This is a genomic window from Mycobacterium barrassiae (genome assembly GCF_025822765.1).
In the GTDB taxonomy this organism is placed as follows: Bacteria; Actinomycetota; Actinomycetes; order Mycobacteriales; family Mycobacteriaceae; genus Mycobacterium; species Mycobacterium barrassiae.
The window spans coordinates 134,155-149,030 of record NZ_JACKUK010000012.1; the positions used below are offsets into that span (position 1 = coordinate 134,155).

Here is a 14,876-nt window from a genome sequence, read left to right on the forward strand (position 1 = left end):
AAGGCTGCCCGTATGAGCTCGTCTGAAAATCCCACGAACGGCACCGCTCAGATCGGGGTCACCGGCCTCGCCGTGATGGGATCCAACCTCGCGCGCAACTTCGCGCACCACGGATACACCGTGGCGCTGCACAACCGGTCTGTCGCCAAGACCGACGCGCTGTTGGCCGAACACGGCTCGGAGGGCAAGTTCATCCGCAGCGAGACCATTCCCGAATTCCTTGCCGCCCTTGAGAAGCCGCGCCGAGTGATCATCATGGTCAAGGCCGGCGAAGCGACCGACGCCGTGATCAACGAGCTCGCCGACGCGATGGAGGAAGGCGACATCATCATCGACGGCGGCAACGCGCTCTACACCGACACCATCCGTCGGGAGAAGGCGATCCGCGAGCGCGGCCTGCACTTCGTCGGCGCGGGCATCTCCGGCGGCGAGGAGGGCGCCCTGAAGGGGCCGTCGATCATGCCCGGCGGGCCTGCGGAGTCGTACAAGTCGCTCGGACCGCTGCTCGAGGAGATCTCCGCACACGTCGACGGCGTGCCCTGCTGCACCCACATCGGCCCCGACGGCGCCGGACACTTCGTGAAGATGGTGCACAACGGCATCGAGTACTCGGACATGCAGCTGATCGGCGAGGCCTACCAGCTGCTGCGCGATGGGTTGGGACTGACGGCGCCCGAGATCGCCGATGTGTTCGCCGAATGGAACAAGGGCGACCTGGACAGCTTCCTCATCGAGATCACCGCCGAGGTGTTGCGGCAGACCGACACCAAGACAGGCAAGCCGCTCGTCGACCTCATCCTCGACGAGGCCGAGCAGAAGGGCACCGGCCGGTGGACGGTGAAATCGGCGCTCGACCTCGGGGTGCCGGTGACGGGGATCGCCGAGGCGGTGTTCGCTCGTGCGCTGTCGGGCTCTGTCGCCCAGCGCAAGGCCACGACGGGTCTGGCGTCCGGCGATCTGGGCGAGAAGCCCAGCGATGCAAAGCAATTCATCGACGACGTGAGCAAGGCGCTGTACGCGTCGAAGATCATCGCCTACGCGCAGGGCTTCAATCAGATACAGGCCGGCAGTGCCGAATACAACTGGGGTATCAACCCGGGCGATATGGCGACCATCTGGCGCGGCGGCTGCATCATCCGGGCCAAGTTCCTCAATCGCATCAAAGAGGCCTTCGACGAGAACCCCGAGCTGCCGACGCTGATCGTGGCGCCGTACTTCCGCAGCGCCATCGAGTCCGCGATCGACAGCTGGCGACGTGTCGTGGTGACCGCGACGGAGCTCGGCATCCCGATCCCTGGCTTCTCGTCGGCGTTGTCGTACTACGACGGGCTGCGCACCGAGCGGCTGCCCGCCGCGCTCACGCAGGGCCTGCGCGACTTCTTCGGCGCCCACACCTACGGCCGCATCGACGCCGACCCGAGCGCGCGGTTCCACACGCTGTGGAGCGGCGATCGCAGCGAGATCGAGGCCTAGCCCGGATCCCCACCTCGTCGAGACTGCGTACAGATCGTGAGTTGGGCTGGAATCGCGATCTGTCAGCAGTCTCGGCGGCAACTAGACTTGGGGTGAGATGAAATTTCTTCACGGCCACGAGCCCGCTTTCGACCTGACCTACAACGACGTCTTCATCGTCCCCAGTCGCTCCGATGTGCTGTCGCGGATGGACGTCGACCTGTCGACGTCGGACGGCTCGGGCACGACGATCCCGATTGTGGTGGCCAACATGACCGCCGTCGCCGGCCGCCGGATGGCCGAGACGGTGGCGCGTCGCGGCGGCCTTGTCGTTCTGCCGCAAGACCTTCCGACCGCGGCGGTCCAGCAGACGGTCGACTTCGTCAAGAGCCGCGACCTCGTCGTCGACACCCCGGTGGTGCTCTCCCCCGACGACTCGGTGTCGGATGCGACGGCCCTGATCCACAAGCGTGCCCACGGCGCCGCCGTCGTCGCCTTCGAGGGACGGCCCATCGGCCTGGTCACCGAGGCCGGCTGCGTCGGCGTGGACCGCTTCACCCGGGTCCGCGACATCGCGGTGTCCGACTTCGTCGGCGCGCCGGTGGGCACGGACCCACGAAAGGTGTTCGACCTGCTCGAACACGCCCCGATCGACGTGGCGGTGATGACCGAGGCCGACGGCACGCTGGCCGGTGTGCTGACCCGAACCGCGGCCATCCGCGCCGGCATCTACACCCCCGCCGTCGACGACAGCGGCCGGTTGCGCATCGCCGCGGCGGTGGGCATCAACGGCGACGTCGGCGCGAAGGCCCGCAGCCTGGCCGAGGCCGGGGTCGACCTGCTGGTGATCGACACCGCACATGGCCACCAGGTCAAGATGCTGGACGCCATCAAGGCCGTCGCGTCGCTCGACCTCGGACTGCCGCTGGTCGCTGGCAACGTGGTGTCCGCCGAGGGCACCCGTGACCTGATCTCGGCGGGCGCGTCGATCGTCAAGGTCGGCGTCGGACCCGGCGCGATGTGCACGACCCGGATGATGACGGGCGTGGGTCGGCCTCAGTTCTCCGCGGTGCTCGAATGTGCTACTGCGGCAAAGCAACTCGGTGCCCACGTGTGGGCCGACGGCGGTGTCCGGCACCCGCGCGACGTCGCGCTGGCGCTCGCCGCCGGGGCGTCGAACGTGATGATCGGCTCGTGGTTCGCCGGCACCTATGAATCGCCGGGCGACCTGATGCGCGACCGCGAGGACCGCCCGTACAAGGAGAGCTACGGCATGGCGTCCAAGCGCGCCGTGGCGGCACGCACCGCCGCCGACGATCCGTTCGACCAGGCCCGCAAGGCGTTGTTCGAGGAGGGCATCTCGACGTCGCGGATGGGGCTCGACCCGTCCCGGGGCGGAGTGGAAGACCTGCTCGACCACATCACCTCGGGGGTGCGCAGCACGTGCACCTACGTCGGCGCCACCAACCTCGCCGAGCTACACGAGAAGGTCGTGCTCGGCGTGCAGTCCCCGGCGGGGTTCGCCGAGGGTCATCCGCTGCCGACCGGCTGGTAAGCCCCTCGGCCCGCCGCCACCGGCTACCATAGATTTCACTTTTTCAGCGCCTACTCGAAAGGGACCCTGTGCCGCAGGCACCCGTTGAGGCCGCGAGCTTCCGGGCCGAGCGGCCCGGCGACGAACCGTCCGACGCCGAGCCCTCTTCTAGTCGGCCGGGCGGAAGGCCCGGCTCACTACCGGCGAGACCACGAGGACTCTCGGCATGACACTCGCCACCTCGCTGCTCTCCATCGCCGCCATCATCCTGCTGACCATCGGCACCGCGGTGTTCGTCGCCGCGGAGTTCTCGCTGACCGCACTCGAACGCAGCACCGTCGAGGCCAACGCGCGCAGCGGCGACCGTCGCGACCTGATGGTGCAGCGCGCCCACCGCACGCTGTCGTTCCAGCTCTCCGGCGCACAGGTGGGCATCTCGATCACCACGCTGGCCACCGGCTACCTGGCCGAACCCGTCGTCGGGCGGCTGATCCGGCCCGGTCTGGACGCGATCGGTGTGCCCGAACGCTTCGCCGGCGGCCTCGCGCTGTTCTTCGCCGTGGTGATCGCCACCTCGCTGTCGATGGTGTTCGGCGAGCTGGTGCCCAAGAACCTGGCGGTGGCCAGGCCGGTGCAGACGGCGCGCTGGTCGGCGGGCCCGCAACTGGTGTTCTCGACGCTGTTCACCCCGCTGATCCGGCTGACCAACGGCACCGCCAACTGGATCCTGCGCCGACTGGGCATCGAGCCTGCGGAGGAGTTGCGCTCGGCCCGCTCCCCGCAGGAACTGGTGTCACTGGTGCGCAGCTCGGCACGCAGTGGCGCGCTCGATCCCGTCACCGCGGTGCTCGTCGACCGATCCCTGCAGTTCGGTGAACGCACCGCCGAGGAATTGATGACCCCGAGGGCGAAGATCGAAGCGCTGGAATCCGACGACACCGCCGCAGACCTGGTGGCCGCGGCCATCAAGACCGGCCACTCACGTTTCCCGATCATCCAGGGCGATCTCGACGAGACGATCGGCATCGCGCACGTCAAGCAGGTGTTCGAGGTGCCCGCGGCGCGTCGCAGCACCACCCCGTTGGCCAGCTTGGCGCTGCCCATCGCCAAGGTGCCCTCGACGCTCGACGGCGACGCGGTGATGACACAGATTCGTGCCAACGGATTGCAGACCGCACTCGTCGTCGACGAATACGGTGGCACCGCGGGCATGGTCACCATGGAGGACCTCATCGAGGAGATCGTCGGCGATGTGCGCGACGAGCACGACGTCGAACCCCCCGACGTGGTTCCCGCAGGCAAGGGCTGGCAGGTGTCGGGGCTGCTTCGCATCGACGAAGTCGCCGAGGCCACGGGTTTCCGTGCGCCCGAAGGCGATTACGAAACCATCGGCGGACTGGTGCTCGAGAAGCTCGGGCACATTCCCGAGCAGGCCGAGTCGGTGGAGTTGACGGCGTTCGACCCCGACGGCGTCGCGCTGGACGACCCGATTCGCTGGCTGGCCACCGTGGTCCGCATGGACGGCAGGCGCATCGACCTGCTCGAGCTGACCGAACTCGGCCGCCGCAGCACAGGAGATGAGAGCTGATGGGCGGCGACATCTTCGGCGTGCTGCTGACCGTGCTGTTGCTCGGCGCGAACGCGTTCTTCGTCGCGTCGGAGTTCGCGCTGATCTCGGCGCGTCGCGACCGGCTCGAAGCGCTGGCCGAGCAGGGCAAGAAGAGCGCGGTGACCGTCATCCGCGCCGGCGAGAACCTGTCGCTGATGCTCGCCGGAGCCCAGCTGGGCATCACGATCTGCTCGATCCTGCTGGGCCGGGTCGGCGAGCCCGCGGTCGCGCATCTGCTGGAGAAGCCGTTCGATCTTTTCGGCATCCCCGACTCGGTGCTGCACACGGTGTCGTTCTTCGTCGCACTTGCCGTCGTGGTGACGCTGCACGTGCTGCTCGGCGAGATGGTCCCGAAGAACATCGCGATCGCCGGGCCCGAATCGGCGGCGATGCTGCTGATCCCGGTCTACCTGGTCTACGTCCGGCTGGCCCGCCCGTTCGTGGCCTTCTACAACTGGTGCGCCAACACCACGTTGCGCGCCATGGGGGTCGAACCGAAGGACGAACTCGACGTCACGGTGTCGACCGTCGAGCTGTCCGAGATGATCGCCGAGTCGGTGTCTGAGGGGCTGCTCGACCAGGAGGAGCACAGCCGGCTGACCCGCGCTTTGCAGATCCGCAACCGCGTCGCCAGCGACGTTGCCATGCCGCTCAGCGAGATCAGGACCGTCCCGGTGGCGCGCGAGGGCTGCGGGCCCACCCTGGCGGCGATCGAGGAGGCGCTCGCCGAAACCGGCTACTCGCGCTTCCCGGTCAGCGGCCTGTCCGGCGAGTTCGTGGGGTACCTGCACATCAAGGACGTCCTGCCGCTGGTCGACGACCCCAACACGGACAACGCCGTGCTGGACGCCTCGATGGTGCGGCCGCTGCCGCGGGTGCCGGCGTCGATGTCGCTGCCCGACGCGCTCTCAAGGCTGCGACGGGAGAACGCTCACCTGGCACTGCTGACCGCGCCCGACGGCAGCATCTCGGCGATGGTCGCGCTGGAAGACCTGGTCGAGGACCTCGTCGGCACCGTGCGCGACGGGACCCACCGTGTCTGATGCGCTCGTGCTCGACGAGCGCGATTGGACCGCCCGAGCACAACACCACCGCGACCGCGTCGACGACTTCCTACGGGTCTACCGCTCGCCGGCCGGGCAGCCCCACCCCGTCTGGGACTTCCTGTTCACCTACTACAGGTTGCGGCCCCGGCAGCTGCGGTGGTGGCATCCCGGGTTCGGTGTCGTGCTCGCGGGCGACTCGGCGGCTCGCTATCTGGGCCGCACCGGCTACGGCCGCGCACCGCACGGGGTGACCGTGACCCGCGACTACCTCCAGAGCCGGGCCGAGACCGTGCGGTTCATCACCAGGCTGTTGCGGGCGACCGCGTCGCGGCCGGCGCGACTGAACTGCTTCGGGCTGCACGAATGGGCGATGGTCTACCGGGCGCGGTCCGTGCGCCACGACCGTGTGCCGCTGCGGCTGGGCGCCGAAGGCACGGATGCGGTGGTCGAATCGATGCCGTTGCGGTGCAGCCATTTCGACGCCTTCCGGTTCTTCACCGACCCTGCGACCGAGCTCAACAGCGAGCAATTGTCCCGCGACGGCCAGATCCACTCGGAGCAACCGGGCTGCCTGCACGCCGCGATGGATTGCTACAAGTACGCCTACAAGCTGGGGCCGCTGGTCGATTCGATGCTGGTGATGGACTGTCTCGACCTCGCAGCGCAGGCCCGTGAACTCGACATGCGGGCCAGCCCCTACGATCTTCGCGACTACGGATTCGAGCCGATCGCCATCGAGACGCCGGCGGGACGGGCCGAATACGTGCGGATCCAGCAGCAGATTGCCGACCGGGCAGCGCCGCTGCGGGAGCGGCTGGCGCAGCGGTGCGAGGCGCTGCTCGCCACCGCGGTGAACCGCGCGACAACGGAAGCGGTCGAGCGCGAAAAAGCCGCAGCGGGAGCGCAGGAATAGCTGCCATTACCCGCGGGTAAGCTGGATCGACGGCACTGCGTCCAACGCGCCTTTGCAGGCGAGGGAGGAAATATGACCGATCGCGTGAAGGTGGGCAACCTGCGTGTTGCCCAGGTGCTGTACGACTTCATCAACAACGAGGCGCTGCCGGGTACCGACCTCGACCCCGACACCTTCTGGTCCGGTGTGGACAAGGTCGTCGCCGATCTGACGCCCAAGAACCAGGAGCTGCTCGCCAAGCGCGACGAGCTGCAGGCCCGCATCGACAAGTGGCACCGCCAGCGGGTCATCGAGCCGATCGACGCCGAGGCCTACCGGCAGTTCCTCACCGAGATCGGGTACCTGCTGCCCGAGCCCGAGGACTTCACCATCACCACCGCGGGCGTGGATGACGAGATCACCACCACCGCAGGCCCGCAGCTCGTCGTCCCGATCCTCAACGCCCGCTTCGCGCTGAACGCCGCGAACGCCCGGTGGGGCTCGCTGTACGACGCGCTGTACGGCACCGACGTCATCCCCGAGGACGACGGCGCCGAAAAGGGCACCAGCTACAACAAGATTCGCGGCGACAAGGTCATCGCGTATGCCCGCCGCTTTCTCGACGGTGCCGCGCCGCTTGCCACCGGCGCGTGGAACGACGCCACCGGTATCAAGATCGACGAGGGCCAGCTGGTCATCACGCTGGGTGACGGGCTGTCCACCGGCCTAGCGACGCCCGAGCAGTTCGTCGGTTACACCGGTGAACTCGGTTCGCCGTCCTGGTCGGTGCTGCTGCGCAACCACGGTCTGCACGTCGAGATCCTGATCGACCCCGACTCCCCCGTCGGCGCCACCGATCCGGCAGGCATCAAGGACGTCGTCCTGGAGTCCGCGATCACCACGATCATGGACTTCGAGGACTCGGTGGCCGCCGTCGACGCCGATGACAAGGTGCTCGGTTACCGCAACTGGCTGGGCCTGAACCGCGGCGACCTCGCCGAAGAGGTCAGCAAGGACGGCAAGACCTTCACCCGGGTGCTCAACGAGGACCGCGTCTACACCACCCCGGACGGCGAGGGCCAGCTGACGCTGCCCGGCCGCAGCCTGCTGTTCGTGCGCAACGTCGGGCACCTGATGACCAACGACGCGATCGTGACAGGCGCCGATGGCGAAGAAGGCACAGAGGTGCCGGAAGGCATCCAGGACGCGTTGTTCACCAGCCTGATCGCGATCCACGGGCTGAAGTCCGGCGATGGGAACGGCCCGAAGGTCAACAGCCGCACCGGCTCGATCTACATCGTCAAGCCCAAGATGCACGGTCCCGAAGAGGTCGCGTTCACCGTCGAGCTGTTCGGCCGCGTCGAGGACGTCCTCGGACTGCCGCCGAACACGATCAAGGTCGGCATCATGGACGAGGAACGCCGCACCACCGTCAACCTCAAGGCCTGCATCAAGGCGGCCGCCGACCGCGTGGTGTTCATCAACACCGGCTTCCTGGACCGCACCGGCGACGAGATCCACACGTCGATGGAAGCGGGCCCGATGATCCGCAAGGGTTCCATGAAGACTCAGCCGTGGATCCTGGCTTACGAGGACCAGAACGTCGACATCGGGCTGGCCACCGGATTCTCCGGGCGCGCACAGATCGGCAAGGGCATGTGGGCGATGACCGACCTGATGGCCGACATGGTCGAGCAGAAGATCGGTCAGCCCAAGGCCGGCGCCACCACCGCGTGGGTGCCGTCGCCGACCGCGGCCACGCTGCACGCCATGCACTATCACGAGGTCGACGTGTACGCGGTGCAGAAGGAGCTCGCAGGTAAGACGCGGACCACGATCGACGACCTGCTCACCATTCCGCTGGCGAAGGAGCTCGCCTGGGCTCCCGAGGAGATCCGCGAAGAGGTCGACAACAACTGCCAGTCCATCCTCGGCTACGTGGTGCGCTGGATCGACGCCGGCGTCGGCTGCTCGAAGGTGCCTGATATCCACAACGTCGCGTTGATGGAAGACCGTGCGACCCTTCGCATCTCGAGCCAGCTGCTGGCCAACTGGCTGCGCCACGGGGTGATCACCGAGGACGACGTGAAGGCCAGCCTGCGACGCATGGCCGCGGTGGTCGACAAGCAGAACGAGAAGGATCCGGAGTTCCGGCCGATGGCACCGGACCCCGAGGGCAGCGTGGCGTTCCAGGCCGCCCAGGAACTGATCCTCTCCGGCGCGGCACAACCGAACGGTTACACCGAACCGATCCTGCATCGCAGGCGCCGCGAGTTTAAGGCAGCCAATAGCGGTGCTTGATCCGATGACCCGTCGACGTAGCGAGCACAAGGGCTTCTGTGGGCAGGCATAGCATTCCCGACCCCGAGGATTCGGCCGGCGAAGAGCAGCACGACGAAACCGAGACCACGCGGTTCGGCCAGGCCGAGGATTCCGGGCCCGGTTACGGATCCGGCTACGGCTCCCGAGCGGCCAGGTCGGACGACGACGTATTCAGCGACGACGTTTACCGCGACGACGTTTCGAGCGATGACGTTTACCGCGACGACGTTTCGAGCGATGACATTTACCGCGATGACGAACCGGAATCCTCGGGTTTCGACCTGCGTCGTGTCGGGTCGTCTACTCCGCCGCCCAATCGTCCGCGCTCCGGTCGCCAACACGGCGGGGACTGGGACGGCGGTGAATGGACGGGCAGCCACCGCGCGGTGACGCCGGGCAGGCGCGGCGTCAGCATCGGCGTGATCATCGCCCTTGTCACCGTCGTCGTGGTGGTCGGCGCGATCATCTTGTGGCGCTTCTTCGGCGACGCACTCTCCGATCGCAGTGATGTCGCAGCGGCCCGGTGCGTCAACGGTGAGGTCGGCGTCGCCGTCGTCGCCGACCCCTCCATCGCCGACCAGATCAAGACCCTGGCCGACCGCTACAACCAGAACGCCGCGCCGGTCGGCGACCGCTGCGTGAAGGTCGGCGTGACGCCGGCCGACTCCGATCAGGTGGTCAACGGATTCAACGAGAAATGGCCGTCCGACCTTGGTGAGCAGCCCGCGCTGTGGATCCCGGCCAGCTCGATCTCGGCCGCGCGCCTCGAGGCCAGCGCCGGGGAGCAGACCATCAGCGATGCCCGATCGCTGGTCACCTCGCCCGTCGTGCTGGCGATCAGACCAGAGCTCAAAGACGCGCTGAAACAACAGAACTGGGCCACGTTGCCGGCGCTGCAGACCAACCCCACCGCACTGGACGGGCTGGGTCGGCCGGGCTGGGGCGCGTTGCGGTTGGCGCTGCCGATGTCCGGCGACAGCGATGCCTCCTACCTCGCGGCCGAAGCGGTCGCGGCGGCGGCCGCACCCGCGGGCGCACCGCCGAGCGCCGGCATCGGGGCGGTGAGCCAGCTGGTCGCAGGTCAGCCGAAGCTGGCGGACACGAAGGCCGCGACGGCGATGGACGCGCTGCTGAAGGCGACCGATCCCGCGGACGCGCCGGTGCATGCCGTCGTCGTCACCGAGCAACAGCTCTTCCAACGCGGCACCACACTGACCGACGCCAAGAACACGGTGACGTCGTGGCTGCCGCCCGGGCCCACGCCGGTAGCGGACTACCCGACGGCGCTGCTGGCCGGCGAGTGGCTGTCGCAGGAGCAGGTGGCAGCCGCTAGCGAGTTCGCGCGCTTCATGCGCAAGCCGGATCAACTGGCCGAACTCGCCAAGGCCGGCTTCCGCACCGACGGCGACACCCCGCCCGCGAGCGACGTCACCGACTTCGCTCCCCTTTCGGCGCCATTGTCGGTGGGCGACAACGCGATGCGCGTCACGCTTGCCAACGCGCTGACCGCACCGGCGCAGAGCCCGGCGGTGACCATCATGCTCGACCAGTCGATGCCGGCCGTCGAGGGCACGGGATCGCGGCTGGCGAACGTGACCGCGGCGCTCGACGCGCGACTGCAGGCGCTGGCGCCGAACTCCGCGGTCGGATTGTGGACATTCGACGGTGTCCAGGGTCAGTCTCAGGTGCCATTCGGCCCGCTGTCCGACCAGCTCGACGGCAGGCCGCGGTCGGCCGTGCTGAACGCTGAGCTCAGTGGCCAGACGCCCTTGAGCGGCGGTGCGGTCTCGTTCACCACGCTGCGGCTGGTCTATGAGCAGGCCAAGACGAATTTCCGTGAGGGCCAGCCGAATTCGGTCCTCGTCATCACCACCGGCCCGCACACGGACCAGACGCTGAACGGCCAGGGACTACAGGATTACATCCGCGGCGCGTTCGACCCCGCCCGCCCGGTCGCGGTGAACGTGATCGATTTCGGTGGCGACGCCGACCGCGCGACGTGGGAGGCGGTGGCGCAGACCACCCGCGGCAAGTATCAGAACCTGGACAGCTCGGCGGGCCCGGAGCTGACGTCGGCGATCACGGCCGCCACGTCCTAGCGCGACGCTGTTGACAGCAGGGCCATCGCCGCGCGGGTGAACTCCTCCGGCACCTCGACCTGCGGGTAGTGCCCGACCCCGGGCAGTTCGACAACGGCTGCCGCGGGCCGCAGTTCGCGGAGCCCGTCGAGCACGTTCGTGGTCGCGACGGGATCCTCGAGCGCCCACAGGAAGCTCAGCGGCTTGGTCCAGTCCCGCACCGCGCCGTGCCACCGCGTGGCATAGCGGACGCGTTCGTCGAGGTAGGCGATGAGCCGGTGCGGGATGCGGTGGCCGTCGTTGTACGACCAGAGCGCCCACTGCGCTTCCGCCTCCTCTTTGGTCAACGGATGGTCGGCACTGAACAGCTTTGCGAACTCGCGCTGGTACGACGACGCATTGGACAGCAGCGCGAGGATCGGCCCGAGCGGGCCGCGAAGCAGCTTCTGGGCGGGCCGCAGGCTGGCCCGGTGCAGGATCACGCTGCCATTGCCGATCACCGCGCGCGACAGCTCGAACGGCAACTGCCCCTGCAGATCTCGCGCCAGCAGTTCGGTGGCCACCGACGTGCCCATGTCGTGCGCGATCAGTTCCACCGGACCCGAGGTCGTCTCGGCCACCACGGCTTGGACGATGTCGGCCTGTTCGAGCAGGCTGTAGTTGTGCGGCCGCGGTTTGTCCGACAGCCCGAAGCCCAGAAAGTCCAGGGTCACCCACGCCCGGCCGCCGAGGTGCGGAACGACCTCGCGGTAGTCGTACGAACTGGACGGGTAGCCGTGCAGCAGCAGGATCGTCGGGCCCTCGCCCGGCGCCGAACGGACGAACACTCGGCCAGCGGCAACGCTCAACCAGGAGCCACCGTCGCTCCACTGCTCCACACTTCGGGGTAACACGCCACGAACCCTAGCCGCCGAACGTGGGTCACCCGCACAATTCGACGCGCCGGCAGGTCAGGCGAACGCCTCCACCGGCGGGCACGAGCACATCAGGTTGCGGTCGCCGTACGCGCCGTCGATGCGACGCACCGGCGGCCACACCTTCGGGCGGAAGGACTTGCCGAGCGGATAGGCCGCCTGCTCGCGGGTGTAGGCGTGGCCCCAGTCGGACACCAGCAGGCATTCCGCGGTGTGCGGCGCGCCACGCATCGGGTTGTCGTCGACCGGCCACGTACCCGCCGCCACGGCGTCGATCTCGCCGCGGATCGCGATCATCGCCTCGCAGAACGCGTCGACCTCGGCCAGGCTTTCGCTCTCCGTCGGCTCGACCATCAGCGTGCCCGCCACCGGGAAGCTCATCGTCGGAGCGTGGAACCCGCAGTCCGCCAGCCGTTTTGCCACATCATCGACGGTGACGCCGGTCTGCTTGGTGATGCCCCGCAGATCGAGGATGCACTCGTGGGCCACCATGCCGTTCTCGCCGGTGTACAGCACCGGGTAGTACTCGTCGAGGCGGCGGGCGATGTAGTTGGCCGACGCGATCGCCGTCAGCGACGCCGCGCGTAGGCCACCGGCCCCCATCATCCGGATATAGGCCCAGGTGATCGGCAGGATCGACGCCGACCCGTACGGCGCCGCCGACACCGTCAGGTCGTCGCCGAGTTCGTCGACCAGCGGGTGCCCCGGCAGATAGGGCGCGAGATGCGCACGCACCGCGACCGGTCCGACACCGGGACCGCCGCCGCCGTGCGGGATGCAGAACGTCTTGTGCAGGTTGAGATGGCTGACGTCGCCGCCGAACCGGCCCGGCCGCGCCAACCCGACCAGCGCGTTGAGGTTCGCCCCGTCGACGTAGACCTGGCCGCCCACATCGTGGACCGCGGCGCAGATGTCGGCGACGTCGTGCTCGTAGACACCGTGGGTCGACGGATAGGTGATCATCAGCGCCGCAACGCTTTCCGCGTGCTCGGCGATCTTGGCGCGCAGATCGTCGAGATCGACGTCACCGTTCTCGCGGCAACCCACCACGACGACCCGCATCCCCGCCAGCGCGGCCGATGCGGCGTTGGTGCCGTGCGCGGACGACGGGATGAGGCAGATGTTGCGCTGCGAATCGCCGCGGCTGAGGTGATAGGCCTGGATCGCCAGCAGTCCGGCGTACTCCCCCTGCGAGCCCGCGTTGGGCTGCAGCGACACCGCGTCATAGCCGGTGATGGCCGTCAACCAGGTCTCGATGTCGGCGATCAGCTTGCGCAGTCCGGGAGTGTCGGATGCCGGAGCGAACGGATGCTGCCTGGCGAATTCGGGCCAGGTGATCGGCTCCATCTCGGCGGCCGCGTTGAGCTTCATGGTGCACGACCCGAGCGGAATCATGCTGCGGTCCAACGCAATATCCTTGTCCGCCAGGGACCGCAGGTAGCGCATCATCTCGGTTTCGGTGCGGTACCTGGTGAACGCCGGGTGCGTCAGGAACTCCGAGGTGCGGGTCTCGATGGCGGGTCCGTCGAACCCGTCTGCCGCGGTCACGCCGAACGCCGACAGCGCGGTGTCGACGTGCTGCGCCGTGGTGGCCTCGTCGCACGACACCGACACATGGTCAGCGTCGACCAGCCAGATGTTCACGCCGTGCGCCTTGGCGTTGTCGCGAACCTCCGCAGCCCGACCGGGAACGCGGGCCAGCACCGTGTCGAAGATCGCGCTGTGCACCACCTCGACACCGCCCTTGGCCAAACCGGCGGCCAGTGCCCCGGCGTGCGCGTGCACCCGCCGTGCGATCGCGGTCAACCCCTCGGCACCGTGATAGCTGGCGTACATCGCGGCCATCACCGCGAGCAGCACCTGAGCGGTGCAGATGTTGCTGGTCGCCTTGTCGCGGCGGATGTGCTGCTCGCGGGTCTGCAGCGCCAACCGGTACGCGGGAGCGCCGTCGGCGTCGAGTGACACACCAACCAGACGGCCGGGCAGTTGGCGGGCATGCTTGGCGTGCACGGCGAGGTAACCGGCGTGCGGTCCACCGAATCCCATTGGGACGCCGAATCTCTGGGTGCTGCCGAACGCGACGTCGGCGCCGATCTCACCGGGCGGGGTGATCAGCGTCAGTGCGAGCAGGTCGGCGCCGATGGCCACCAGTGCACCCCGGTCGTGGGCCTGCGTCACCAGTTCGGTCCAGTCGACGATCGCGCCGCCGGCACCCGGCAGTTGGACGATGACGCCGAAGAACTCGCCGTCGGGCAGGCCCTGTCGCAGGTCGGCGGTGACGATCTCGATGCCGAGCGGCTTCGCACGGGTGGCCAACACGGCGGCGGTCTGGCGGTACACGTCGGCGTCAACGACCAGCCGGTTCGACGACCCGCGCACCGCACGGTGCATCAGCGTCATCGCCTCGGCGGCGGCGGTGCCCTCGTCGAGCATGGACGCGTTGGCGACCTCGAGCCCGGTCAGGTCGCTGACCATGGTCTGGAAGTTGAGCAACGCCTCGAGTCGGCCCTGGCTGATCTCGGGCTGATACGGCGTATACGCCGTGTACCACGCGGGGTTCTCAAGTATGTTGCGGCGCAACACCGGCGGGGTGAGCGTGTCGAAGTAGCCCTGCCCGATCATCGACACCGCGATCGTGTTCGCGTCGGCGAGCGCCCGCAGTTCCGCGAGCGCCTCGTCCTCTGTGGCCGCCGGCGGCAGCTGATCCAGACCGGGCGCCACCTGATCGGCGGTCAGCGCGTCGAGGATGCCCGCGGGCAACGCCTTTTCGGCGAGTTCGTCGAGGGAGCCGACGCCGATGGTGGTGAGCATGGTGGCGACGGCGTCGGCGTCAGGGCCGATATGCCGTGCGGCGAAGGTGAATGAGTCGTTCTGGTCGGACACCGGCGATTGCTCCAGACGCGTGAAGGGTCAGAACCGTTGGGCTCCTCTCCCTCTGTCGTCGGTGCCTGAGAGATTCGGCGACCCGCGCAGCGCGACGAAGCCTTTCCCCATGGGCGGGTGGACCTGGGCCCACCACTTTCCAGAGG

General features: G+C 68.3%; 9 protein-coding genes. 7 read left to right on the forward strand and 2 right to left on the reverse strand.

Annotation, left to right across the window (positions count from 1 at the left end; all coding sequences use genetic code 11):
- The first annotated feature begins 12 nt into the window (after positions 1-12).
- The 7 genes from gnd to H7J93_RS03900 all read left to right on the forward strand — a co-directional run bounded on the left by gnd (position 13) and on the right by H7J93_RS03900 (position 10,954).
- Complete coding sequence (gene gnd / locus H7J93_RS03870; RefSeq protein WP_267304972.1) at positions 13-1,473, forward strand: NADP-dependent phosphogluconate dehydrogenase; 1,461 nt, start codon at positions 13-15, stop codon at positions 1,471-1,473.
- A 97-nt stretch (positions 1,474-1,570) separates the two neighbouring features.
- On the forward strand, positions 1,571-3,007 hold the full coding sequence (locus H7J93_RS03875; RefSeq protein ID WP_267304973.1) for a GuaB1 family IMP dehydrogenase-related protein: 1,437 nt from the start codon (positions 1,571-1,573) through the stop codon (positions 3,005-3,007).
- Between the two features lie 205 nt (positions 3,008-3,212).
- Entirely contained in the window at positions 3,213-4,574 is a 1,362-nt protein-coding gene (locus tag H7J93_RS03880; protein ID WP_267304974.1) for a hemolysin family protein, read from the forward strand.
- Complete coding sequence (locus tag H7J93_RS03885; protein ID WP_267304975.1) at positions 4,574-5,638, forward strand: hemolysin family protein; 1,065 nt, start codon at positions 4,574-4,576, stop codon at positions 5,636-5,638. The genes H7J93_RS03880 and H7J93_RS03885 overlap by 1 nt, the downstream gene beginning before the upstream one ends.
- On the forward strand, positions 5,631-6,554 hold the full coding sequence (locus H7J93_RS03890) for a polysaccharide deacetylase family protein (protein WP_267304976.1): 924 nt from the start codon (positions 5,631-5,633) through the stop codon (positions 6,552-6,554). Before H7J93_RS03885 ends, H7J93_RS03890 begins: the two co-directional genes overlap by 8 nt.
- A gap of 72 nt (positions 6,555-6,626) precedes the next feature.
- The gene (locus tag H7J93_RS03895; RefSeq protein WP_267304977.1) at positions 6,627-8,834 is read left to right on the forward strand and encodes a malate synthase G; all 2,208 of its coding nucleotides are present in this window, start codon (positions 6,627-6,629) and stop codon (positions 8,832-8,834) included.
- Between the two features lie 38 nt (positions 8,835-8,872).
- Positions 8,873-10,954, forward strand: coding sequence for a substrate-binding and VWA domain-containing protein (locus H7J93_RS03900; RefSeq protein WP_267304978.1), 2,082 nt, complete (start codon positions 8,873-8,875; stop codon positions 10,952-10,954).
- On the opposite strand, the gene H7J93_RS03905 is transcribed toward H7J93_RS03900, so the two are convergent.
- Together H7J93_RS03905 and gcvP are read right to left on the reverse strand one after the other, a co-directional pair.
- On the reverse strand, positions 10,951-11,826 hold the full coding sequence (locus H7J93_RS03905; RefSeq protein WP_267304979.1) for an alpha/beta fold hydrolase: 876 nt from the start codon (positions 11,824-11,826) through the stop codon (positions 10,951-10,953). The genes H7J93_RS03900 and H7J93_RS03905 overlap by 4 nt on opposite strands.
- Before the next feature lie 57 nt (positions 11,827-11,883).
- Complete coding sequence (gene gcvP / locus H7J93_RS03910) at positions 11,884-14,730, reverse strand: aminomethyl-transferring glycine dehydrogenase (protein ID WP_267304980.1); 2,847 nt, start codon at positions 14,728-14,730, stop codon at positions 11,884-11,886.
- Between the last annotated feature and the right edge of the window lie 146 nt (positions 14,731-14,876).

Bases quoted from the DNA above. Each gene is read 5' to 3' on its own strand.
- H7J93_RS03875 (WP_267304973.1), top strand. From the start codon at position 1,571: ATGAAATTTCTTCACGGCCACGAGCCCGCTTTCGACCTGACCTACAAC.
- gnd (WP_267304972.1), top strand. From the start codon at position 13: ATGAGCTCGTCTGAAAATCCCACGAACGGCACCGCTCAGATCGGGGTC.
- H7J93_RS03895 (WP_267304977.1), top strand. From the start codon at position 6,627: ATGACCGATCGCGTGAAGGTGGGCAACCTGCGTGTTGCCCAGGTGCTG.
- H7J93_RS03880 (WP_267304974.1), top strand. From the start codon at position 3,213: ATGACACTCGCCACCTCGCTGCTCTCCATCGCCGCCATCATCCTGCTG.
- H7J93_RS03885 (WP_267304975.1), top strand. From the start codon at position 4,574: ATGGGCGGCGACATCTTCGGCGTGCTGCTGACCGTGCTGTTGCTCGGC.